The organism is Mesorhizobium tianshanense, from assembly GCF_007830515.1.
GTDB classification, from domain to species: Bacteria; Pseudomonadota; Alphaproteobacteria; order Rhizobiales; family Rhizobiaceae; genus Mesorhizobium; species Mesorhizobium tianshanense.
Genome location: NZ_VLKT01000005.1, coordinates 159,383 through 179,521, shown reverse-complemented (window position 1 = coordinate 179,521; position 20,139 = coordinate 159,383). Strand labels below are relative to the sequence as shown.

Annotated in this window: 24 protein-coding genes; 15 read left to right on the top strand and 9 right to left on the bottom strand. The window is 62.9% G+C overall.

All coding sequences use genetic code 11. From position 1 onward, the window contains the following. Positions 1-40: 40 nt before the first annotated feature. Both IQ26_RS05865 and IQ26_RS05855 read right to left on the bottom strand, forming a co-directional pair. On the bottom strand, positions 41-1,009 hold the full coding sequence (locus IQ26_RS05865; protein WP_145714799.1) for a hypothetical protein: 969 nt from the start codon (positions 1,007-1,009) through the stop codon (positions 41-43). 317 nt (positions 1,010-1,326) lie between these two features. Then, the gene (locus IQ26_RS05855; RefSeq protein ID WP_145714797.1) at positions 1,327-2,364 is read right to left on the bottom strand and encodes a CapA family protein; all 1,038 of its coding nucleotides are present in this window, start codon (positions 2,362-2,364) and stop codon (positions 1,327-1,329) included. A 460-nt stretch (positions 2,365-2,824) separates the two neighbouring features. Between IQ26_RS05855 and IQ26_RS05850 the strand changes: the two genes are divergently transcribed. The 8 genes from IQ26_RS05850 to IQ26_RS05815 all read left to right on the top strand — a co-directional run bounded on the left by IQ26_RS05850 (position 2,825) and on the right by IQ26_RS05815 (position 11,597). Beyond that, positions 2,825-4,078, top strand: coding sequence for a hypothetical protein (locus tag IQ26_RS05850; RefSeq protein ID WP_145714795.1), 1,254 nt, complete (start codon positions 2,825-2,827; stop codon positions 4,076-4,078). A 112-nt stretch (positions 4,079-4,190) separates the two neighbouring features. Next, complete coding sequence (uvrB, locus tag IQ26_RS05845) at positions 4,191-7,385, top strand: excinuclease ABC subunit UvrB (protein ID WP_145714793.1); 3,195 nt, start codon at positions 4,191-4,193, stop codon at positions 7,383-7,385. A gap of 62 nt (positions 7,386-7,447) precedes the next feature. After that, positions 7,448-7,933, top strand: coding sequence for a hypothetical protein (locus IQ26_RS05840; RefSeq protein WP_145714791.1), 486 nt, complete (start codon positions 7,448-7,450; stop codon positions 7,931-7,933). Between the two features lie 289 nt (positions 7,934-8,222). Then, complete coding sequence (locus IQ26_RS05835) at positions 8,223-9,749, top strand: ABC-F family ATP-binding cassette domain-containing protein (protein WP_145714789.1); 1,527 nt, start codon at positions 8,223-8,225, stop codon at positions 9,747-9,749. A 136-nt stretch (positions 9,750-9,885) separates the two neighbouring features. Continuing rightward, positions 9,886-10,275, top strand: a complete 390-nt coding sequence (locus tag IQ26_RS05830) for a nuclear transport factor 2 family protein (RefSeq protein ID WP_145714787.1) — start codon at positions 9,886-9,888, stop codon at positions 10,273-10,275. Positions 10,276-10,409: 134 nt separating this feature from the next. Beyond that, positions 10,410-10,598 (top strand): hypothetical protein, encoded by a 189-nt coding sequence (locus IQ26_RS05825; RefSeq protein ID WP_145714785.1) that lies wholly within the window; start codon positions 10,410-10,412, stop codon positions 10,596-10,598. A gap of 133 nt (positions 10,599-10,731) precedes the next feature. Continuing rightward, positions 10,732-11,160: a VOC family protein gene (locus IQ26_RS05820; protein ID WP_145714783.1), complete on the top strand. Its 429-nt coding sequence runs from the start codon at positions 10,732-10,734 to the stop codon at positions 11,158-11,160. 83 nt (positions 11,161-11,243) lie between these two features. Next, entirely contained in the window at positions 11,244-11,597 is a 354-nt protein-coding gene (locus IQ26_RS05815) for a DUF1428 domain-containing protein (protein WP_145714781.1), read from the top strand. A 55-nt stretch (positions 11,598-11,652) separates the two neighbouring features. On the opposite strand, the gene IQ26_RS05810 is transcribed toward IQ26_RS05815, so the two are convergent. The 3 genes from IQ26_RS05810 to IQ26_RS05800 form a co-directional block, all read right to left on the bottom strand. Next, positions 11,653-13,287 (bottom strand): tetratricopeptide repeat-containing sulfotransferase family protein, encoded by a 1,635-nt coding sequence (locus IQ26_RS05810; protein WP_145714779.1) that lies wholly within the window; start codon positions 13,285-13,287, stop codon positions 11,653-11,655. A gap of 161 nt (positions 13,288-13,448) precedes the next feature. After that, the gene (locus IQ26_RS05805; RefSeq protein ID WP_145714777.1) at positions 13,449-13,715 is read right to left on the bottom strand and encodes a DUF1488 family protein; all 267 of its coding nucleotides are present in this window, start codon (positions 13,713-13,715) and stop codon (positions 13,449-13,451) included. 129 nt (positions 13,716-13,844) lie between these two features. Next, positions 13,845-14,039 carry a hypothetical protein gene (locus tag IQ26_RS05800; protein WP_145714775.1) on the bottom strand — a complete coding sequence of 65 codons (195 nt, stop codon included), beginning with the start codon at positions 14,037-14,039 and terminating at the stop codon, positions 13,845-13,847. Between the two features lie 373 nt (positions 14,040-14,412). Here IQ26_RS05800 and IQ26_RS05795 point away from each other — a divergent pair, with 373 nt between their 5' ends. From IQ26_RS05795 to IQ26_RS05785, 4 genes are all read left to right on the top strand, one after another. Further along, entirely contained in the window at positions 14,413-14,679 is a 267-nt protein-coding gene (locus IQ26_RS05795) for a hypothetical protein (RefSeq protein ID WP_095488859.1), read from the top strand. Continuing rightward, complete coding sequence (locus tag IQ26_RS05790; RefSeq protein ID WP_145714773.1) at positions 14,676-14,924, top strand: hypothetical protein; 249 nt, start codon at positions 14,676-14,678, stop codon at positions 14,922-14,924. Before IQ26_RS05795 ends, IQ26_RS05790 begins: the two co-directional genes overlap by 4 nt. Positions 14,925-14,974: 50 nt before the next feature. Further along, positions 14,975-15,112, top strand: coding sequence for a hypothetical protein (locus IQ26_RS39645; RefSeq protein WP_167522664.1), 138 nt, complete (start codon positions 14,975-14,977; stop codon positions 15,110-15,112). 94 nt (positions 15,113-15,206) lie between these two features. Next, positions 15,207-15,431, top strand: coding sequence for a hypothetical protein (locus tag IQ26_RS05785; protein WP_145714771.1), 225 nt, complete (start codon positions 15,207-15,209; stop codon positions 15,429-15,431). A 166-nt stretch (positions 15,432-15,597) separates the two neighbouring features. On the opposite strand, the gene IQ26_RS05780 is transcribed toward IQ26_RS05785, so the two are convergent. Further along, positions 15,598-15,999: a Kazal-type serine protease inhibitor family protein gene (locus tag IQ26_RS05780; protein ID WP_145714769.1), complete on the bottom strand. Its 402-nt coding sequence runs from the start codon at positions 15,997-15,999 to the stop codon at positions 15,598-15,600. 500 nt (positions 16,000-16,499) lie between these two features. On the opposite strand from IQ26_RS05780, the gene IQ26_RS05775 reads away from it, so the two are divergent. From IQ26_RS05775 to IQ26_RS05765, 3 genes are all read left to right on the top strand, one after another. Further along, the gene (locus IQ26_RS05775; RefSeq protein ID WP_023799871.1) at positions 16,500-16,712 is read left to right on the top strand and encodes a cold-shock protein; all 213 of its coding nucleotides are present in this window, start codon (positions 16,500-16,502) and stop codon (positions 16,710-16,712) included. Positions 16,713-16,971: 259 nt separating this feature from the next. Then, entirely contained in the window at positions 16,972-17,184 is a 213-nt protein-coding gene (locus IQ26_RS05770) for a cold-shock protein (protein WP_006202521.1), read from the top strand. A 218-nt stretch (positions 17,185-17,402) separates the two neighbouring features. Further along, positions 17,403-17,822, top strand: a complete 420-nt coding sequence (locus IQ26_RS05765; protein ID WP_145714766.1) for a BA14K family protein — start codon at positions 17,403-17,405, stop codon at positions 17,820-17,822. A 93-nt stretch (positions 17,823-17,915) separates the two neighbouring features. Here IQ26_RS05765 and IQ26_RS05760 read toward each other — a convergent pair whose 3' ends face one another. The 3 genes from IQ26_RS05760 to IQ26_RS05750 form a co-directional block, all read right to left on the bottom strand. Continuing rightward, a complete protein-coding gene (locus IQ26_RS05760; protein WP_145714764.1) occupies positions 17,916-18,557 on the bottom strand; it encodes an MBL fold metallo-hydrolase in 642 nt (213 codons plus the stop codon). A 172-nt stretch (positions 18,558-18,729) separates the two neighbouring features. Beyond that, a complete protein-coding gene (locus IQ26_RS05755; protein WP_145714761.1) occupies positions 18,730-19,047 on the bottom strand; it encodes a hypothetical protein in 318 nt (105 codons plus the stop codon). 145 nt (positions 19,048-19,192) lie between these two features. Next, on the bottom strand, positions 19,193-20,086 hold the full coding sequence (locus tag IQ26_RS05750) for a branched-chain amino acid aminotransferase (RefSeq protein ID WP_145714758.1): 894 nt from the start codon (positions 20,084-20,086) through the stop codon (positions 19,193-19,195). Between the last annotated feature and the right edge of the window lie 53 nt (positions 20,087-20,139).

The window sequence follows — 20,139 nt, the reverse complement described above, 5'->3', positions numbered from 1 at the left end:
TGCTCCTGCCGCCCATCCCAGGCATGACCCCGCGCCTCGGCTAACCCGCCTCGTCCTTTGCGCCGATCTTGCGCACCAGCGCCGCCGTCGCCAGGACCGCACCCATGTCTGATATCATCGGCGCGACATGCCTGGCGTAGTCGAGCGGCACGGAGATATCGGGCAGCCCGAAGAAATTCTTCGTCTGCGGCAGCAGCAGGAAACCATCGCCACCATTGAGCGCAACGCGCGCCGGATCATCGGGCCATGTCTCGCTGAGCCATGTCAGCGCCTGCGCCAGCCGGCCGCCCACCAGCGGCTGCGCCGCCCCGACATTGTCGGTGCGGAAGTCGTAGGCGGCATCGAGTTCCGGCACGCCGCACGACAGTTCCTGCATCTTGCCGGCGAAGATGCCGCGGAAAAAGCCGACGACCGCATTTGTCCGGCGCGTCGCCACCAATATGCCGGGGAACGGCACGATGGTCTCGAAGGCGACGACGACGCCCTTGAATGCTGTCGTTTCGCTCTTGCCCGTGCCTTGCCGCAGATCGGCTTCGTAAAGCTCGAACGGAAATCCCTCGTAGCGGCCGGACACGATATCGTCGAAGCGCTCGTTGTTGAATGCGCCGATCGTCTCGCGCGGCAGCCGGTCGAACGAATTCGGCGTCACGTCATGCTGGTAGCGCATATCCCTGATGAAACCGAAGACGATCGGCAGCAGGGTCTTGCGGTACGATTGCAGCAACGTGCTCGCCGGCTTGATCGCCTGGAAATAGAGCAGGATCGCCGCCACGAACCCGACGACATAGAGCAACACATGCGGCGTCGAGAACCATTGCTCGTTGGGATCGGCGACCGTGTTGAAGAGCCAGGCGACCAGCGCCACGAACACCAGCACCAGCCCGACGAACAGCGGCACCCGCCAGCGCACTTGCCGGTAGGCCGAAGCCCTCGCCGCCTCATAGGCCTCGAGATTTCTCTTGATGCCGGCGATGTCAACTTCGCTCGGCATGAAATCCGCTGCTTCCATCGCCACCCCCCGCACGCCTCAACAAGCTCATGATAGCCGGTTTTGTCCGATATCTCGACTACAGCACTGAGAGGCAGCGCTTCTCAAGCAGATGTTTGCGCTGCCCCTCATCCGCCTGCCGGCACCTTCTCCCCGTATAGCGACGGGGAGAAGGGGGGAACGCGAACTCGGCGCTTATTCTGCAACGCTGACAATTGGCGAAACCATCAGCGAAAGCGTCTTTCTCCCCGTCACTATACGGGGAGAAATGTCCGGCAGGACAATGAGGGGCAGCGCCATTGCGATAGGCAACGTGCAGCGAGCCCTCACTTACGGCGCTACAGGAAGATCGCACTCAGCCGGTCTTCGACCTTGCTGCGCATTCGGCTTTTTAGCGCCTCGACCGGGACCAATCGCTCATGCCCGCTCGCGCGCAGCCGCATGAAGGTATGCAGCCAGTACGCGGCGACGGCACCACGTGTGCCGGGATCAGCGCTGATATCGACAATCAGGATGCTCCCGATGCGGCCGGGCCACGGCTGGCGCGAAAAGGCCGTGCCGAGGAAATCGCCGAGCCCATAGGCGACGAGCGCCTTGCCGATCTGTTCCACCGGCTGCACGACATGGGCATGATGGCCGGCGATCAGCCCAACGCCATGCTCGACCAGCCGCCGCGCCAGCGCCCGCGTCTCGCCGCGCGGAAAATGCCGGAACTCCCAGTCCCAATGCGGCACTGCACAGATGAGGTCGACACCGTCGGCGGCACCGCGCGGCCATTGAGCCGGGTCGCCCTGCATCGACACGCGGCCCGCGAACGCAGCCGCGTCGGCATTGCGCCACAGCGTGAAGGCGGCAAAGCCCATTGTCAGCGGCCCGACCGCAAGGCGTTCGACCGGACCGGCGGCGGCGGTGCCGCTGCTGCGGATGCCGAGCCGTTTCAGCGCCGCCACGGTCTCGTCGAAACCCCCGATGCCCTGGTCGAGCACATGATTGTTGGCGAGCGACAAAACCAGTTTCCCATGCGCAATGCCGACGGCCGCCAGCGCCTCGGCGAGAAACCGCTCGGTCATGGCATGATGCGTGCCGAGCTTCGTACCCATCGCCGCGCTCGGTCGCTCCACCACCGGGCTTTCGCAATTGCCGATCACCAGGTCGGCGGAGCCGAGCAGCGCCTTGATCGCCGGATCGCACTCCGGCGCTCTGCGATTGGCCACCGCGGAGATATCGCCGACAAAGGCCAGTCGCACCGTGCTGGCCGGCGGCGGCTCCATCATCGCCGCGGCCGCCGGCGCAAAGCCTTGTTGATCGCCGCCGAGCGAAGGCTTCAGGAAGCGTGGCAGCCACGACAATTTGTAGGAGAGCGGATAGTTCGACACGCGCAACCTGTACCGGAATGAGCAGCCAAGTTAGACGATGTGCCTGTCGCAGCGAAGCGCCTCGATCAGGAATTGTTGCCGACGTGCCCGCGCGCCAAGACTTTCGCCGAACGGCCGGTGCCATGGCGGCGGAATCGGATTGGCGTGTTTCGCGGTTGCGGCTTGGCCGCAACGCTGGCGATCCCCCTCTCCCCGTTTTTCACCGGGAGAGGGCCGGGGGTGAAGGGCAGCGCCAACCTGAAGCGATTGCCCTGCAACTGTGGGGTAGTTTCAACTTGACAGGTGACGGCAGCTATGCTAGGAATTTATTCCTAGTGCTGATTTGCGCCAATCACCCGCCGCCGAGGCGGGTTTTTCATTTCATGCTTCGGTGCCGGGCTCATGGCAGGGCCCAAATACCCCACGGGCGCCATGCAAAAATGCATGTATGATCGGCGTGGAACACTGGAGGAGGACCAAGATGAAGCGATTTTCGAGCCTGCTGGCATTCGCCCTCATTCTGCTGCTGCCGGTTGCTTCCGCCGGCGCCGCGGCCCCCGAACCGGCCGCCCTGTTCGAGGCAAAAACCGTAGCGGACCGCGACAGCACGCTTACCGCGCTGGAAGCCGCCGCGCCCGGTGACCCCGCGGCCGCCTATGCCGCCGGCGCCGGTGAGTTCTTCACCGCGCTGGAGATCCTGGCCGGCGGCCTGCACCGCCATGGTTTCGAGAGCCCGCAATCCTTCATGCTGCCGCTGATGCGGCTGCCGGTGCCGGAAAATCCCGATCCCCAACCGCTGACCTACGACGGCTTCCGCGCCATCCTGGTCGCCTTCCGCGACCGGCTGGAAAAGTCCGCCGCCACACTTGGCTCCGTGCCTGCCGATGCCGATATCGGCGTGGAGGTCGACCTCACCCGGCTCGGCATCGATCTCAACGAGGACGGCCAGATCGCGCCGGACGAAAGTGCGGCCGCGATCATGGCCTCTCTGTCGCGCGGCGGCGGTGCGCCAGACGCGGCCGCACCCGCCCTCACCTTCCGCTTCGACCGCGCCGACGGCTACTGGCTGCAGGGCTATGCCGAATTCCTGATGGCGCAGGCGGATTTTTGGCTGGCGCACGACTTCAGCAACGCCTTCGACGGCTCGTTCCACATGCTTTTCCCGCGCGCCAAGCTGCCGCTGCAGGACACGCTCGTCCCGCCCGACGGCGGCATGAACGGCGGCATGTTGTCGGCCGAATGGCGCATCGCCGATTTCATCTCGCTGGTGCATCTGGTCAACTGGCCGGTGGTCGAGCCGGAGCGCCGGCAGGCGGCGCGCCGCCATCTCATGGAAATGATCCGGCTTTCCCGCGAGAACTGGAAGGCGATCCGCGCCGAGACCGACAATGACCGTGAATGGTTGCCCGGCCCGCAGCAGAAAGGCGCCAGCTCGCTCACCGGCCTCGAAGTCGGCGAGGAGCAGGTGCAGGCGTGGCTAGCGGCGCTTGATATGGCTGAGGACCTGCTCGACGGCCACACCTTGCTGCCGCATTTTCGCATAGCCGACAAAGGCATCAACATGAAGCGCTTCTTCGAGGAACCAAAGCCCTTCGACCTGGTGTTGTCGATCACCGGCCCGGCCATCGCGCCCTATCTCGAGAGCGGGAAGATCCTCACCGGCGAGGAGTTCGACCAGATCCAGCGCGAGTTCGGCGGTGCCGGGTTTTTGACCTTTGCGCTGTGGTTCAACTGAGGGCGTGTTTCGACATCGCTCCTGACACCCTTGTGTCAGCAGCCTGGTTTCGTCTCGCGCCCCTCGCCACTCCGCTCTTTCCATTTTGGCTGATACCTCCCATATTCGGGGCATGGCCAAACCCTCTGATAAAAACACGCCGCCGCCGGCGCGTGATGATCGCGCTTCGCCGCCCAAGCGGCGCAGCCCGCTGACCGATTTCCTCGACGCGTCCGAGCCGCTGCATAAGGGCGGCTTTGCCGAGGCGCCGCAGGCCGAATTCACCGGCGCGCCGCTGACCGGCTCGATCGCCGATTGGGCCGAGCAGATCGAACAGGAAGCCGAGAAGGACGGGCGCCAAGTCGTTTCCGACAAGAATGGCGGCAAGGACGGCGGCAAATCGCCGAAGGCGGCGAAAAAGATCCCCGAACGCTCTTCATCCCCCGGCCGCACGGCACGCGGGACCTCGATGGGCGGCGCGGCATCCGCACGGGAGCGCACCGCAGCCGGCCTCAATCCGGTCGCCGGCCTCGATATTTCGCTGGAAGAGGCCGAGACCATGGCCTCCGGCGGCGTCACCGCGACGGTTGCCGCGCTGTCGGCACTGATCGAATCCGGCAACCCGCTGCACAAGGACGGCGTGCTGTGGACGCCGCACCGCCCGGCCCGGCCGGAGAAATCCGAAGGCGGCATCGCCATCAAGATGGTGTCGGATTTCGAGCCGGCCGGCGACCAGCCGACGGCGATCAAGGACCTTGTCGAGGGCGTCAACGACAACGACCGCACCCAGGTGCTGCTCGGCGTCACCGGCTCGGGAAAGACCTTCACCATGGCCAAGGTGATCGAGGAGACGCAGCGCCCCGCCTTGATCCTCGCCCCCAACAAGACGCTGGCCGCGCAGCTCTATTCCGAGTTCAAGAAGTTCTTTCCGGAAAACGCGGTCGAGTATTTCGTCTCCTACTACGACTACTACCAGCCGGAAGCCTATGTGCCCCGGACGGATACGTTCATCGAGAAGGAATCCTCGATCAACGAGCAGATCGACCGCATGCGCCACTCGGCGACGCGCTCGCTGCTGGAGCGCGACGACGTCATCATCGTCGCCTCGGTGTCCTGCATCTACGGTATCGGCTCGGTCGAGACCTACACGGCGATGACCTTCCAGATGCAGATCGGCGACCAGCTCGACCAGCGCGCGCTGCTCGCCGACCTCGTCGCCCAGCAGTACAAGCGGCAGGACGTCAACTTCGTGCGCGGCTCGTTCCGCGTGCGCGGCGACACCATCGAGATCTTTCCGGCCCACCTTGAGGATCGCGCCTGGCGCATCTCGCTGTTCGGCGACGAGATCGAGGCGATCACCGAGTTCGACCCGCTGACCGGCCAGAAGACCGGCGAGCTGAAGAGCGTCAAGATCTACGCCAATTCGCACTATGTGACGCCGCGCCCGACCTTGAACCAGGCCATCAAGTCGATCAAGGAAGAGCTCAAGCATCGTCTGCAGGAGCTCGAACGGGCCGGCCGGTTGCTGGAAGCGCAGCGGCTGGAGCAGCGCACCCGCTTCGATCTCGAGATGCTGGAGGCAACCGGCTCCTGCGCCGGCATCGAGAACTATTCGCGCTATCTCACCGGCCGCCAGCCGGGCGATCCGCCGCCGACCCTGTTCGAATACATCCCAGACAACGCGCTGGTCTTCGTCGACGAAAGCCACGTCACCGTGCCGCAGATCGGCGGCATGTATCGCGGCGACTTCCGTCGCAAGGCGACGCTGGCCGAGTACGGTTTCCGCTTGCCCTCCTGCATGGACAACCGGCCCCTGCGCTTCGAGGAATGGGACGCCATGCGCCCGCTGTCCATCGCGGTTTCGGCGACGCCCGGCGGCTGGGAGATGGAGCAGTCGGGCGGCGTCTTCGCCGAGCAGGTCATCCGGCCGACCGGCCTGATCGATCCGCCGGTCGAGGTGCGCCCGGCCAAGACACAGGTTGACGATGTCGTCGGCGAGATCCGCGAAACCACCAAGGCCGGCTACCGCACGCTGGTCACCGTGCTGACCAAGCGCATGGCCGAGGACCTGACGGAGTATCTGCACGAGCAAGGCATCCGCGTCCGCTACATGCACTCCGACATCGATACGCTGGAACGCATCGAGATCTTGCGCGATTTGCGCCTCGGCGCCTTCGACGTGCTGGTCGGCATCAACCTTTTGCGCGAGGGTCTCGACATTCCCGAATGTGGTTTCGTCGCCATTCTCGATGCCGACAAGGAGGGCTTCCTGCGCTCGGAAACCTCGCTGATCCAGACCATCGGCCGCGCCGCGCGCAATGTCGACGGCAAGGTCATCCTCTATGCCGACCAGGTCACCGGCTCGATGGAACGGGCGATGGCCGAGACCAATCGCCGCCGCGAAAAGCAGATGGAATGGAACGCGGCCAACGGCATCACCCCGGAATCGGTCAAGTCGCGCATCTCCGACATTCTCGATTCGGTCTACGAGAAGGACCACGTCCGCGCCGACATCTCGCAGTTCACCGACAGCGCCGGCGCGATGATGGGCAACAATCTGAAAGCCCATCTCGACGCGATGGACAAGCAAATGCGCGACGCCGCCGCCAATCTCGATTTCGAGAAGGCGGCCCGCATCCGCGACGAGATCAAGCGGCTGCGCGAGATGGAACTGTCCATCTCCGACGATCCGCTGGCCAAATATGCCGACATGGAAAGCCCCGTCTCCGGCCGCGAGAAAGGCAAGCACAACAAGGGCGTGGCCAAACATCGTACATCAGAGGAAAAGGAGCGTTTCCGCAAGCTCGACGAGGCACGTGCCGCCGAAGAGGCGGCCAAGGCTGCCCGGCCCAACCTGTTCCGCAAGCCGGCGCTGGACGAGATGGGCGCCGACGGCGCCGTGCCGGTGAAGAAGCCGTTGTTCGCCAAGCCGTCGCTGGACGATATGGGGCCTGGCACCGACATGCCGACGCCATCAGGCGCGGTGTCCCGTTCGCTGTTCAAGAAGCAGTCGGCGCAGGAGGCGCACGGCTCGGATTTCGGTATACCGGGTGAACCGACCAAGCCGCTGTTCAAGAAGAATTCGCTCGACGAGATGACTGTGCGGCGGACCGAGAAGCCGATCGAGGGAAAAGTGCCGGCGAAGCCGCGGCCGATCTCCCCCCGTGTGGGGGAGATGCCCGGCAGGGCAGAGGGGGGCGCGAAGGATCGCGACGATTCCGCCAAGCCCAATGTCCGCCAGCGCGCCGGTATCGGTTCTTACGAGGATCCGGGCGACGCCCGCCGCGAAAAGCGCCGGCCGGGCAAGACTGGTCGGCCAGGACGGTAATTCTGCCGTGGCGCTGCTTGAGCGCCGCATGTATCTTCTTGCCATCGCTTGGGTGGCTACAGATGATAACACGCCGTTTCTTTGGGCTTTTTGCCACGGTTGCCGCAGCTTTCCTGCCGTCTCGCGCGGCGTCTCAAACAACGAACGCGCCGCGGCGCTTGCAGGATGACATTCCGGTCGCCGCGCGATGGATATCCAACGCACTGCGGAGTTCGGGCTATGGCGCGGATTTTACGCCCAAAAGCATAGCGGAGGTGGAACGCTTCTCTCACGAGCAAACGAAGGATGGAGAACCCATCTCCGGTGGGTTGATGTCGCAAGATCTCGGATCGCGCTTGTTTGCGTTGGGCAGCTATTGCGGTGAGGTGCTCCGCAAGGAACTCGGTGAGCATTGGCTGACGAATGACAACGATCCCGAGGGGGAAATCAACGCTGCCCTCAAGGTCGGAAACGGAGTTACCTGCTGGCCCATGCAACGGGTCATGAAACGACTGCGCAGCAGCGAAGACGATCTGGTGCATTGGGCCGAAGGGATCCGGCGAGGCTGACGTCCGCATCCCGCCAACCCCTTGCCATCGGCCCCTCCCCTGGTGTAGCCTAATTCCCCAACTCGAACGTCCAGAAAGGAGGGCTGCGTGCATATCGACCACCACCGTCAGCGCGGCCCTGTCCTTGCCCTGCGAGCTTGCTTGCAGGGCTGACCAGGGACGGTCCGGGTTTCTCCCGCTTCGATTTTTTGGTCTGCCCTTCGTGGTGCCGCAACGCTGAGCCTGATGGCTAGCCCACGCACCGTCAAAGTGCATTGAGCCGGCCTCCGGCAAGACCAGAGAAATCAAAATGGCCCTGATCAGCCTCAAATCCCTCGGTGTCACCATGAGTGCGCCGCTTTTTTCCAACCTCGACCTCACCATCGGCGCCGGCGACCGGCTCGGCATCGTCGCCGCCAACGGCCGCGGCAAGTCGACCTTGCTCAAATGCCTGACCGGCGAGATGGAACCGACATCCGGCGACATAACCCGCACGCGCGGCCTGCGCGTCGGCCATGTCGAGCAATCCGTTCCGCCGGCCCTCCTCGACCGTACCTTTCATCAGGTGGTGGCCGCTGCCTTGCCGGCCGAGCAGGCCGAAAGCGAGCTGTGGCGTGTCAAGGTCGTACTGGATTCTCTCGACGTGCCCGAACCGATGCGCGAGCGGCCGATGTGTGCCCTGAGCGGCGGCTGGCAAAGGCTGGCGCTGATCGCTCGTGTCTGGGTCACCGACCCCGACGTGCTACTGCTCGATGAGCCGACCAACCATCTCGATCTCGCCAAAATCAGCCAGCTTGAGACCTGGCTGAACACACTGCCGCGCGAGGTGCCGGTGGTGATCGCCAGCCACGATCGCGCTTTCCTGGACGCCACCACCAACCGCACGCTGTTCCTGCGCCCCGAGCAGTCGCCGGCATTTGCCCTGCCCTATTCCCGGGCAAGACAGGCGCTCGACGAAGTCGATGCCTCGGCCGATCGAAAATTCCATCGCGACATGAAGGTGGCGCAGCAATTGCGTCGGCAGGCGGCCAAGCTCAACAACATCGGCATCAACTCGGGCAGTGACCTGCTGACGGTCAAGACCAAGCAGCTCAACCAGCGCGCCGAACGCCTGGAAGATGCGGCAGCACCTGCGCATCGCGAGAAAACGGCGGGCGCGATAAAGCTCGCCAATCGCGGCACCCATGCCAAGGTGCTGATCACGCTCGATGATGCGGCGGTCGAGACACCCGACGGCACGCTGCTGTTCAGGACCGGCAAGCGCCATATCTGTCAGGGCGACCGCATCGTCCTGCTCGGCCGCAACGGCGTCGGCAAATCGCGCTTCGTCACCCTGATCAGGAATGCCATCGCCGAATCTGAAACGATACCGAACGTGGAGGTGACGCCGTCGACGGTGCTCGGCTACAGCGACCAGGCGCTGTCGGGCATCAGCGGCGACGACACGCCGCTGGCGATGCTCACGCGCAGCTTCGATGTCGGCCAGCAGCGCGCCCGCTCGCTGCTGGCGGGTGCGGGCGTCAGCATCGACATGCAGGAGCGCAGGATCGGCGTGCTGTCGGGCGGACAGAAGGCGCGGCTGATGATGCTGGCGCTCAGGCTCGCCAATCCCAATTTCTACCTGCTTGACGAGCCGACCAACCATCTCGACATCGACGGCCAGGAGGCGCTGGAAACGGAACTGCTCGCCCATGAGGCAAGCTGCGTGCTCGCCTCGCACGACCGCTCCTTCATCAGGGCGATCGGCAACCGCTTCTGGCTGATCGAAAAGCGGCGGCTGACCGAGATCGATAGCCCGGAAGACTTCTTCCGCTCGGTGGCCGAGGGGACTGGCTGAGGAAAGCCCCGCATCTGCCGGGCCCGGCATTTTGAAGTACCGTCGTTCCCGACGCCGTGTTCACCACGGAAGAAAGCTTTTCCATCGACCTAAAAAGGCGCATCCTGCCGCGGCAGAGCTTAGGGAGGGATAGGATATGCGTGCGGTAGACCTCGTTAACAACTTCTACCAAGCCTATGCAGATCGCGACATCGAGGGCGCACTGGCGCTTTGCGCCGATGATGTCGTGTTTCGTTGGATCGCCGATCCGCGGCAGTCGCGTCGCGCCGGCAGCGCTCGCGGCAAGCACGAATTCCTTGCGCGCCTGGTGGACCTGAATGAGGACTTCGAATACCGGCGCGTCATTCCGGTCGAGATCATCGATGGCGGCGACAAGGTTGCCGCCCAGGTCGAATACCACATGACACGTCGCGCGACCGGCGACGAGTTCGTGATGCCCGTCGCCGATTTCTGGACAATACGCGACGGCCTGGCCGTCGAGGTGGTGGAATATTACGACACTGCGCTAGCCGCGGCGGTCAACTGAACCACGTCCGCCCTTGCACGGGCCGATTCCGATCTGACGACAAGAAATTTCAGCGGCCTGTCGGATCATGACTGCACGCCACGTCCTTGGGACGCCGACACGATGATGCCGGCTTCAACCAGGGAGAGTGAATCATGTCCATTCTGTCATCCATAGGCCGCATCGCGACCCGTTACTCGGCGAGCCGCGCCCGTTACCGCAGCGAGCGTGCGCTACTTTCACTGCCGATCGAATTGCGCAAGGACATCGGCTGGCCCGAAATCCTCGACGCGCAAAACGAACGTCGCCTTGCCATGGCAACCGCGTTGACCAAGGTAATATGAAGACGACCTCCGGCCCGTGGCCTGAGCGTTTGATCTTGGCGTTCGAAAAAAAATCGGCGGCCATGTAGGATTGCCGCCGCTTCATTCGTCCTGTGGTTGGCAAGGCCAAGCCAAACGCAAAGAGGAGCAAGAGATGAACGACCAGCCCCAGACTCAACCTGCCGCGAAAGTCCTCGGCGGTTTGACGCCCTATCTTCAGCTGGATAGCGCCTTCAAGGCTTCCGAATTCTATCAAAAGGCCTTCGGCGCCGAGCAGGTCTTCTTCTACCCGCCGGATGAGCAGGGCCGCACCATGCACATCCACCTGCATATCAACGGTTCGACGCTGATGCTTTCCGACTTCTATCCCGAGCACGGCATGTCCGCCGTGAGGCCGCAGGGCTACACCATGCAGCTTCACCTCGGCAGCGACGATATCGACGCCTGGTGGCAACGGGCTGTCGATGCCGGTTGCGAAGTCGTCATGCCGCTGCAGGTGATGTTCTGGGGCGACCAGTGGGGCAATATGCGCGATCCGTTCGGCGTGGAGTGGGCAATGAACGCGCCGGTGAAGAAGGGCTGAGCAATCCGCGAATGACGAGGCGCCCTCGCCGGCCGACGCCGGTGGGGCATCCATTCGAAAAATCCCTGAAGAGGAGACCCACAATGTCCTATGTCGATGGCTTCGTACTCGCCGTGCCCAAGGCAAACCTCGATGCCTACAAGGAGATGGCGCAACTGGGCGGCACCGTCTGGAAGGAGCATGGCGCCCTCGCCTATGTCGAATGCATCGGCGACGACGTGCCCTATGGCGAGGTCACCTCGTTCCCGCGCGCCGTGCAGGCCAAGGACGACGAGGTCGTCATCTTCTCCTGGGTCGTCTACGAATCACGGCAGAGCCGCGACGCGGTGATGGCCAAGGTGATGGCCGACCCGCGCCTGAAGAGCGACTGGTCGACGATGCCGTTCGACGGCAAGCGCATGATCTTCGGCGGCTTCCAGCCCTTCATGGAGCTGTAGCACCACTTAGGGTAGGTCGAGATTGAGGTCAGGCCGGCCTCACCTCAATATCGGCCTACCCGAGCCGGTCGAGCAGCGGCTTCAACCGATCGCCATAGCGCTTCCACAGATCGACCGAGCCCTGGTACATCGGCTGGCGCACCTGCGCGGCCGAGGCCGTGCGCACGGGACGGTCAGTCTCGTGGAACGACAGCGCCCTATCGTCCCAGGGCAGGCCGAGATGGGCGATCAATGCCCGCGTCTGCCCTTCCTGGTTGGCGACGAAATCCTCGTAGCGCACATCGTGCACGACGCCGGGCAAAACGGTATGCCAATGCGCCATGATGTCCGTGTAGAGATTATGGAAATCGGCGAGCTCGCCGAGATCGTAGCCATAACGGTGGCTGTCGCCGCGAAAATGCACCTTGTAGATCGACAGGCACGTCGCCGCCGCATCGCGCGCGCAATGGATGATCTTGGCCTTGGGCAGCATCAGGTGGATGAAACCGATAAGCAAAAAGTTGCCTGGCATTTTGTCGGTGACATGGCGGACATGCGGATAGCGGGCATGCAGCATGTCGAGATAGGCCTGCCCGGCCTCGGCAAAATCCGCATCGGATACATCAGATACTCCCCACGGGAAGCCGCCTGGCATGGTCGACGGGAACTGCTTGCCGACCACAGTCTTCAAAATACTGAGCTCGCCCGCGCCATAGACCTGGGGATGGCTGGCGATGATCTGTTCGACCAGCGTCGTGCCCGAACGCGGCATGCCGACGACGAAGATCGGCGTGTCGTCGGCGATTGAGCTCGGCTTGTGTTTTTCGAAGAAGCTGGCATCGAACACCGACTTCATCGCATCGAATTCGGCCCGCGTCCTGCCCGCATCATAGTCGATGCCCGTGCGGCGAATGGCATTGCCTTCGGCGAAATAGTCGAAGGCACGGCCATAATCCTTCAAATCGTCATTGGCCTTGCCAAGGCCGAAGGCAAGCTGCATCCGCGCCAGGCTGTCCTGCGGCGCCTTGGCATGCTGCGTCTCCATTCCGGCAAGCTCGGCGTCGCGCTCCTTCTGGCGCTTGACCTGCGTCAGCATCAGCCAGGCTCGCGCCATGCCGGGGTTGATCGCCAGCGCCTGCCGGAAATGCTCCACAGCTTCATCGAGCTTGCCCTTTTCCATCAGCCCGACGCCGAGCCCGTGCAGCAAATCGGCGTCCTTCGGCCGGATCGCCAATGCTTCGCGGAAGACGGCGAGCGCCTCGTCCAGCCGCCCCGCCTCCTGCAGCGTTTCGGCAAGCCCGATGCGGGCGCGGACATGGAACGGATTGCGACCTATGGTGCCGCGATAGATCTCCTCCGCGCCCTCGAACTGTCCCAGTTGCTTCAGCGAGGAGCCGAGATTGTCGCGGGCCGCGAGCTGGTCCGGCCGGATATCTACCGCGCCGCGGAAGAAATCGATTGCCGCCGCGACGCGACCGAGATCGCGCATCACCGTTCCGAAATTGTTGAGGAAATCCGGATTTTTGGGTTGCAGGCGCACCGACTGTTCGAGGAGATCGAGCCCTTCGGCGCTGCGCCCGGTCTGGTGCAGCAGAAGCCCGAGGAAATGCGCCGCCGCCGCGTGATTGGCCTTTTGCGCCAGCACCTGCCGGTAGAGCATCTCGGCCTCTTGCCGGCGCCCGGCCTGATGCAGTTGCAGCGCCTGCTGCACATATCGGTCGAGGGCCGTGGGCGGCTGCCCTCCGGAACCCGATCTGGCGCCTGCGCCTGCTGCTCTTCTCGGATCTCTATTGATGGGAAACCTGCCGTGTTTTGTCCGCCTGCCGCGATCTAGGCCATTGGCGCGTCAGGTTCAAGGGTTCGCAGGCCAGCTTACCGGAAATCGGCATGGGTCAGCACATACATGTTCTTGCGACCGTGCGAATAGGCTTCCCGCGCAACATCCTGGATCGACGAACGCTCCGCGTCGAACGCGCTGAGATACACGGCTTCGGCTTCGCTGGTGGTCGGACTTGCCGATGAAAGCGCTGCGATCGCCACGAAGAAAGGCACTTCGAACATGCCGTCATGACCGACGAAACGAATGCGCCTAGCCGCGGCGTCATAGGAGCGGCTGCGGTTGGGAAAGTTGAGCGTCATGATCGAACTCCTCAGCGCGTGACCCGAACCGGAGGTTCGGAAAGGACCATACGCAAAAATCAAAGTGCTACAGCGTGCTCTGCGCGTCCAAAAGGACGCGGCGCTGTAGGTCACTGCAAGCCGGCCATGTCAGATCAGGCGGTTGGCCTCCGCAACCTGTCTGGCCCGCCGCACCGTGCCGTCGGTGTCGGCGATCCTTCGCCTTGCCGCCTCGTCACTTCGTATCGTCAGCCGCGCCGACATGACTTTCGCAGGCGCGACGGCGTGCTTGATGATCGGCTTGATTGTTACGGTCGAACCGCCCGATGTTTTCACGAAAACCATGATTCTCCTTTCAGATACAAATAAAAATCGAGGCCGGGTGGAATTTTCCGGCAGAATCTCAAACAATTCTTGTGAGTGGTCGGATCGTATCATAATTCTACAAATATTCCTAGAGAAGTAATTTCACGACAAGATCGGCATCAGGCAGGAATCTTCTTGAATAAACCACAATTTCGGATTAGTGATTTGAGATCGTTTTTTGGGCCAAGCTTGGCATCTCGCGGCGTCAGAGGTTCTCGACCCGCCAAACTCATTCCAGATCGCCGATACCCAAATTGCCGATACAGGGACGCGCGAGACTTAAGTCCCGGTGCAGCAAAGCAGGCGCCACCTTATCGGATTCATGCCGGGAACGAGACTTCGAGGCACGAGAATGTCTGGCCGAACTACCCATTCGATCGCGCATTTCGAGGCACCCTTCATGCTCGGCGGGCTGGAGGGAAAGTTGCCGGCCGGCGACTACGACATCGACCACGATGAGGAGCTTATCGATGGCATGTCATGGCTTGCCTGGCGCCGTGTCGCCACTTTCATCCATCTGCCGGCAAGGACGGTGAAAAGCCAGACCAGCCAATTGGTCGCCATCGACCTCGCCGAACTCGAAACCGCGCTGAGGCGCGACCAGGAGAATGCCGCATGATCCGCTTCCAGCAGAGCGCGCGCCCGCGCACCGACACGCCCGCGCATCTTTTCGCGGTCGGCCAGACGGTTCGCATGAAGAGCCGCACCGGCCTTGTTCAGAAGACCGCGGAGCTGTTCCAGATCAAGAGCAAGCTGCCGGTCAAGGACGGCTCGCCGCAATACCGCATCCGCAGCGACGAGGAGACCCATGAACGGGTCACCACGGAAGACAATCTCGAAGTGGCCGACAGTCCGAGCGCCTAGGTCCACATCGACCGCTACCATCACGTTCACCAGTCACGAGGACCAAGAAAATGGCCAAGGGTCAACAGCGCAGCAACCGCGAGACACGCAAGCCCAAGAAGGACAAGGCGGTGGCAAAGCCGGCCTCGCCCTTCGGCTCGGCCGTCAAGCAGGCGGAAGCCGGTTTGAAGCCGAAATCCAAGGGCTAGCGTTCCGAGACGCCGCTCGAGTCTCACCACGCGCGTGCACCGGAGCGGCCTTGGTGCGCCCGCAGAACTGCGGCGCCGCAACATGGAGGCGTGCTTGAACTTCGTCGTCGAGTTCTATCGTTCGCGCGACGCCGACGAAGCGATGCTCGACAGGGTGTCGCTCGAGGCACCGAACCTGCGCGCCGCCCTGCATGGCGCCACCGAGCTGTTCCGCTCGCTGGCGATGCCGCAGGTCCCGGACCGCCTGCGCATTTCCGACGAAGACGGCAGCGAGCTTTATGCCGGGCCGGCCGATGGGGCGTATCCGGCGGACGCCTAGCACGCCCCAAGCCGTGTTCTGTGCATGCGTTGTCTAACCCTTACAAAGCTAGAATCGCCTAGCTATCTGCAACATCCTTAAGGCTTGCCTGCTTACCATCATCGGCCTGCACGCGGCCCCTCCCCGTCCGGAGACCCCGTCCGGAAACGGGGAGGAAACCAACCCCTCAGCAAGGACCGTTGTCGACGATGCGATAGTCGGCGGCGCGGGCCTCGCATGCGTTGGGGAAGGTGCGCAGCCGGCCCCGGCGGCTTGCACAGACCGGGGCATACTCGCGCGTGCAGAACGTCTGCTCCTCGCCATAACCGCCGTCGTCGCGGCACTGGCCGCCGCGGATGATGCGGTACCCGGCCCGCTCGGCAAGGCAGGCATTGGCGAAGGTCTGGCGGTCGCCCCCACGCCGGGCGCAGACCGGATCATACTGCCTGGTGCAGAATTGCGGCCCGGGCCTTGGCGGGCGGTACCCCGGTCCTTCCTCCACCACCACCGCAGTACAGGCTGCAAGAATTACCGACAGCAACAGGATGGCAAAACCCTGCCGCGAGAAGATTGCCGCAAGAAATTTCATGACTATACCTCCTCGAGCCCCCGCCCCAATGCATGTCGCCCAAAAGGCCTGGCCCAAGGGTGCGCAGCGGTTTCGGGACAGAACCGCGCTCCCCTCCAAGCCGATCCTCGCCATTCCACCGTCAAATGCAACCCCTGTTTGCAAGCCACCCCAGCCCCGTTGGACCATGCGTGGCCGGGCTCTGGCCGATGACCGGGCAAGGACCCGGGTCTATCGATACAGTGCGTCGGAGTGCACCTACTGGGCGACCCGCTGGCGCTACCTTGCAACCACCACGTTTCCGTGCGATAAATTTTGCGTTCGGGCATTTGCGACCCGGAGAGCGGAACGTTTTGGACGACCTTTCCCCGATACATTGTGAATCTCTGACGGCCCCGTTTTTCGGCGAGGGGTTTTGATCATGCGCCAATGCATGACTGCCGAAGCAACCACCGGGACTTGCCCACGGCGTCAGGCGGCGGGCAAACCACAAGACTGACACGGGTGAAGGAGTTTCCCCAATGGCCCAGACCGGCACCGTTAAATTCTTCAACGCTACCAAAGGCTTCGGCTTCATCACGCCAGATGACGGCGCCAAGGACGTGTTCGTCCACATCTCCGCGATCGAGGCTTCGGGCCTACGCACGCTCGTAGATGGCCAGAAGGTCACCTTCGACGTCGAGCCCGACCGCATGGGCAAGGGACCGAAGGCGGTCAATCTCCGCGCGGACTGAGCCGTCGGCTCGCGCACGTCCACTTCGGACGTGCTCAAGAACGCACCCGAGGGCGCTCCAAACGCCTTGAACCGGCGTTCAGCGCCGGATCCGAGTTTTCGAAGGCGCGGCGGTTTTCGTCGCGCCTTTTTCGCGCCTGGAAGGGCAAGCCAATGCTCGCAAAACTTTCTCTTGCCGATGACGCTAAAATAAAGGACAAATTTCCACTCGGGCATTTGCCGGCCCGAGACTGGACTTGATGGGATCAAAGGAGCTTCCCATGCCGCAGACCGGCACCGTCAAATTCTTCAATCATGCCAAAGGCTTCGGCTTCATCACGCCGGATGATGGCGCGAAGGATGTCTTCGTTCATATTTCGGCCGTGCAGGCGTCGGGTCTTCCCGGTCTTGAGGATGGGCAGAAGGTAACATTCGACACCGAGCCGGACAAGCGCGGCAAGGGTCCGAAAGCCGTCAACCTGTCGATCGGCTGAGCCGAACTCGAGACAGCGTCGGACTGGCCCCGCGGGGCAGGTCCGCTCCTTGGTGAGCGTGCGGTATTTGTTGGTCGCGCCATGCCTGATCGATGAATGTCGACTGGTCTCAACCCACCAATTTCGTTCAGCCCCCGTTCAGCCACGGTCGTCTATTAGTCTTCGGTAAAGCCGGACCGTATCCCCAAATTGCGCGGGCCGGAACGAAGGAGACCGACATGAATCGAATTTTCAAGACCGCTATCCTGTCAGCCGCGATTGTCGCAACCACGCTTGCGACCTTGCCGGCGGCCAGCGCTGGTGAGTGGCGCCACCACCGGCACCACCATCGTGGCAATGGCGACGCGATTGCGGCAGGCGTCCTTGGCCTAGCGGCCGGCGCCTTGATCGTTGGTGCGCTCAACAATCCGCAGCCCAGCTACTACGATCCGGGCTATGACGATTACAATCGCTACCCGCGGCCGGCCCCGGTGCGCCGCTACTACGCGGAACCGCGGGTCGTCTACAATGACGGCTACGCCGAGCCTTGGACCCGTGGCTGGTATGAATACTGTTCGGACCGCTATCGCACGTTCAATGCCCGCACCGGCACGTTCACCGGCTATGACGGCGAACAGCATTTCTGCACCGCCAACTAATTTTAAGGCTCCCCTGCCCCCAACCAAAAGCGCTGTCCGAAAGGCCAGCATTTTTTGCTTCGCGATCAATTCTGCGCTGCAGCCGGGCCGGCTTCAGATGAGAAATGGATTGGTCCGGCGCTCCTCGCCGAAGCGACCGCCGGGACCATGGCCGCAGATGAAGCCGACATCGTCGCCGAGCGGCAGAAGCTTGTCCTTGATCGAGGCGATCAGCGCGGCATGGTCGCCGCCTGGCAGGTCGGTGCGCCCGACCGAGCCGCGGAACAACACGTCGCCGACATGGGCGAACTTCGCGGCACGATTATAGTAGACGACATGGCCGGGCGCGTGGCCGGGGCAATGAAAGACCTCGAACGTGTGCTGGCCGAACGAGACGGTCTCGCCTTCGCTGAGAAAGCGGTCGGGCACGCAATTGCGCACGGGATCGGTGACGCCGTAGAGTTTCGCCTGGTTCTCGAGATTAGCCAGCAACGGGCGGTCGGCCTCATGCGGGCCGATGATTTCGATACCGAGCGCCTCCTTCAGCTCCATCGCGCCGCCGGCATGGTCGATATGACCATGCGTGATCCAGATCGCACCGGCGTCGATCGCATTGTCCTTCAGCGCTGCCAGCACCTTGTCGACGTCGCCGCCCGGATCGACGACGACGCCTTGTCTGTCGTCCATGTCGAAGAGGATGGTGCAGTTTTGCTGGAAGGCCGTGACCGGCACGATACCGGCATTGAGCTGACCCATGATCGTCCTTTCGCTGTGCCGCCCCTGATATGCCCCTGATGTAGAGGCTCATGCCAACAGCGTCCACCGTCGCCAATCGGAGCGAGGGACCTCAGACAAAACCGGTCGCGGCAACGGCAAAACGAAATGGGCGGCCGAAGCCGCCCATGCGAAAAACCCAAAACCGCCAAGCTTACTTCTTCATCGCATTCATGACCGCGCCGATGATGGCCGTCAGAATGGCGCCACCACCGGCACCGCCGATGATGTTTTGCAGATTCAGCGCGCTGCCCAACCCGCTCGTTGCCGCTGCGGCCGCACCCGGATCGACCGCGCCACCGCCGAGCAGGCTGCCGAGGATGGCCGCGCCACCAACACCGCCAACAGCGCCGCCCAGGATTTTGGTGAGCTGCCCCATTGCCGCTGTCTTGAGCGCCGCGCCCACTGCCTGACCACCGATGACACCCGTTATCACCTGAATAATGATCGGAAGAAGCGTGTTCATGTCCATAGTACCAGTCCCTCCTTAGCTGCCAGCCTCCCGGGCCGACATCAAGATGAGACGCGGAATTGGGCGAAAGTCAAATGCAGAAGTGCTTAAATAAAAGGGGCGGCCCGAAAACCGCCCCTACTTGTTAAAAAAGCTGTGACTTTCGTTATTCTGCGGCGATCGCGTGGTTGGGTTGAACGGCCACAGAATAGTCGTTCATCAGTGTCTTGGCGATTTCACCCACCTCGAATCGGTATGGGCCGATCTCGGAAACCGGCGTCACCTCGGCCGCCGTCCCGGTGAGGAAGCACTGCTGGAAGCCTTCGAGCTCTTCCGGCATGATGGCGCGCTCGATCACCTCGAAGCCGCGATCCTTGGCAAGACCGATGACCGTACGGCGGGTGATGCCGTCGAGGAAGCAATCGGGCGTGGGTGTGTGGATCTTGCCGTCCTTGACGAAGAAGATGTTGGCGCCCGTCGCTTCCGCAACCTGGCCGCGCCAGTCGAGCATCATGGCATCGGCATAGCCCTTGGCCTCGGCGGCATGCTTGGACATGGTGCAGATCATGTAGAGGCCGGCAGCCTTCGATTTCGACGGCGCGGTGCGCGGATCGGGGCGGCGCCATTCGGCCAGGTCGAGACGGATGCCCTTCAGCTTCTGTGCCGGATCGAAATAGCTCGGCCACTGCCAGATGGCGATGGCGCAGTTGATCCGGCTGTTTTGCGCCGAAACGCCCATCTGTTCACTGCCGCGCCAGGCGATCGGCCGGACATAGGCATCCTGGAACCCCTGCTTTTTCAGCAGCGCGCGGCAGGCGTCGTCGATCTCGGCGACCGAATAGGGAATCTTGAAGCCGAGCAGGCGAGCCGATTCATGCAGGCGCTCGCTGTGGTCGGTCAGTTTGAAAATTTCGCCGCCATAGGCGCGCTCGCCCTCGAACACCGAGCTGGCGTAGTGCAGACCATGGGTCAGCACGTGGATCTTGGCGTTGGCCCATTCGACGAACTCGCCGTTCATCCAGATAAAGCCATCCATTTGGTCAAAGGGAACGGATGCCATGGTAACCTCCCGCGGGCGACCGCCCGCATATAATTGTGTCGTTGCGTGTTTCG

What these genes read in the sequence shown, in the direction of transcription:
- IQ26_RS05815 (WP_145714781.1), top strand. Translation starts at nt 11,244, where the DNA reads ATGTCCTATGTCGATGGCTTCGTACTCGCCGTGCCCAAGGCAAACCTC.
- IQ26_RS05805 (WP_145714777.1), bottom strand. Translation starts at nt 13,715, where the DNA reads ATGACGCTCAACTTTCCCAACCGCAGCCGCTCCTATGACGCCGCGGCT.
- IQ26_RS05830 (WP_145714787.1), top strand. Translation starts at nt 9,886, where the DNA reads ATGCGTGCGGTAGACCTCGTTAACAACTTCTACCAAGCCTATGCAGAT.
- IQ26_RS05825 (WP_145714785.1), top strand. Translation starts at nt 10,410, where the DNA reads ATGTCCATTCTGTCATCCATAGGCCGCATCGCGACCCGTTACTCGGCG.
- IQ26_RS05800 (WP_145714775.1), bottom strand. Translation starts at nt 14,039, where the DNA reads ATGGTTTTCGTGAAAACATCGGGCGGTTCGACCGTAACAATCAAGCCG.
- IQ26_RS05790 (WP_145714773.1), top strand. Translation starts at nt 14,676, where the DNA reads ATGATCCGCTTCCAGCAGAGCGCGCGCCCGCGCACCGACACGCCCGCG.
- IQ26_RS05755 (WP_145714761.1), bottom strand. Translation starts at nt 19,047, where the DNA reads ATGGACATGAACACGCTTCTTCCGATCATTATTCAGGTGATAACGGGT.
- IQ26_RS05775 (WP_023799871.1), top strand. Translation starts at nt 16,500, where the DNA reads ATGGCCCAGACCGGCACCGTTAAATTCTTCAACGCTACCAAAGGCTTC.
- IQ26_RS05780 (WP_145714769.1), bottom strand. Translation starts at nt 15,999, where the DNA reads ATGAAATTTCTTGCGGCAATCTTCTCGCGGCAGGGTTTTGCCATCCTG.
- IQ26_RS05865 (WP_145714799.1), bottom strand. Translation starts at nt 1,009, where the DNA reads ATGGAAGCAGCGGATTTCATGCCGAGCGAAGTTGACATCGCCGGCATC.
- uvrB (WP_145714793.1), top strand. Translation starts at nt 4,191, where the DNA reads ATGGCCAAACCCTCTGATAAAAACACGCCGCCGCCGGCGCGTGATGAT.
- IQ26_RS05835 (WP_145714789.1), top strand. Translation starts at nt 8,223, where the DNA reads ATGGCCCTGATCAGCCTCAAATCCCTCGGTGTCACCATGAGTGCGCCG.
- IQ26_RS05765 (WP_145714766.1), top strand. Translation starts at nt 17,403, where the DNA reads ATGAATCGAATTTTCAAGACCGCTATCCTGTCAGCCGCGATTGTCGCA.
- IQ26_RS05750 (WP_145714758.1), bottom strand. Translation starts at nt 20,086, where the DNA reads ATGGCATCCGTTCCCTTTGACCAAATGGATGGCTTTATCTGGATGAAC.
- IQ26_RS05760 (WP_145714764.1), bottom strand. Translation starts at nt 18,557, where the DNA reads ATGGGTCAGCTCAATGCCGGTATCGTGCCGGTCACGGCCTTCCAGCAA.
- IQ26_RS05795 (WP_095488859.1), top strand. Translation starts at nt 14,413, where the DNA reads ATGTCTGGCCGAACTACCCATTCGATCGCGCATTTCGAGGCACCCTTC.
- IQ26_RS05820 (WP_145714783.1), top strand. Translation starts at nt 10,732, where the DNA reads ATGAACGACCAGCCCCAGACTCAACCTGCCGCGAAAGTCCTCGGCGGT.
- IQ26_RS39645 (WP_167522664.1), top strand. Translation starts at nt 14,975, where the DNA reads ATGGCCAAGGGTCAACAGCGCAGCAACCGCGAGACACGCAAGCCCAAG.
- IQ26_RS05850 (WP_145714795.1), top strand. Translation starts at nt 2,825, where the DNA reads ATGAAGCGATTTTCGAGCCTGCTGGCATTCGCCCTCATTCTGCTGCTG.
- IQ26_RS05770 (WP_006202521.1), top strand. Translation starts at nt 16,972, where the DNA reads ATGCCGCAGACCGGCACCGTCAAATTCTTCAATCATGCCAAAGGCTTC.
- IQ26_RS05840 (WP_145714791.1), top strand. Translation starts at nt 7,448, where the DNA reads ATGATAACACGCCGTTTCTTTGGGCTTTTTGCCACGGTTGCCGCAGCT.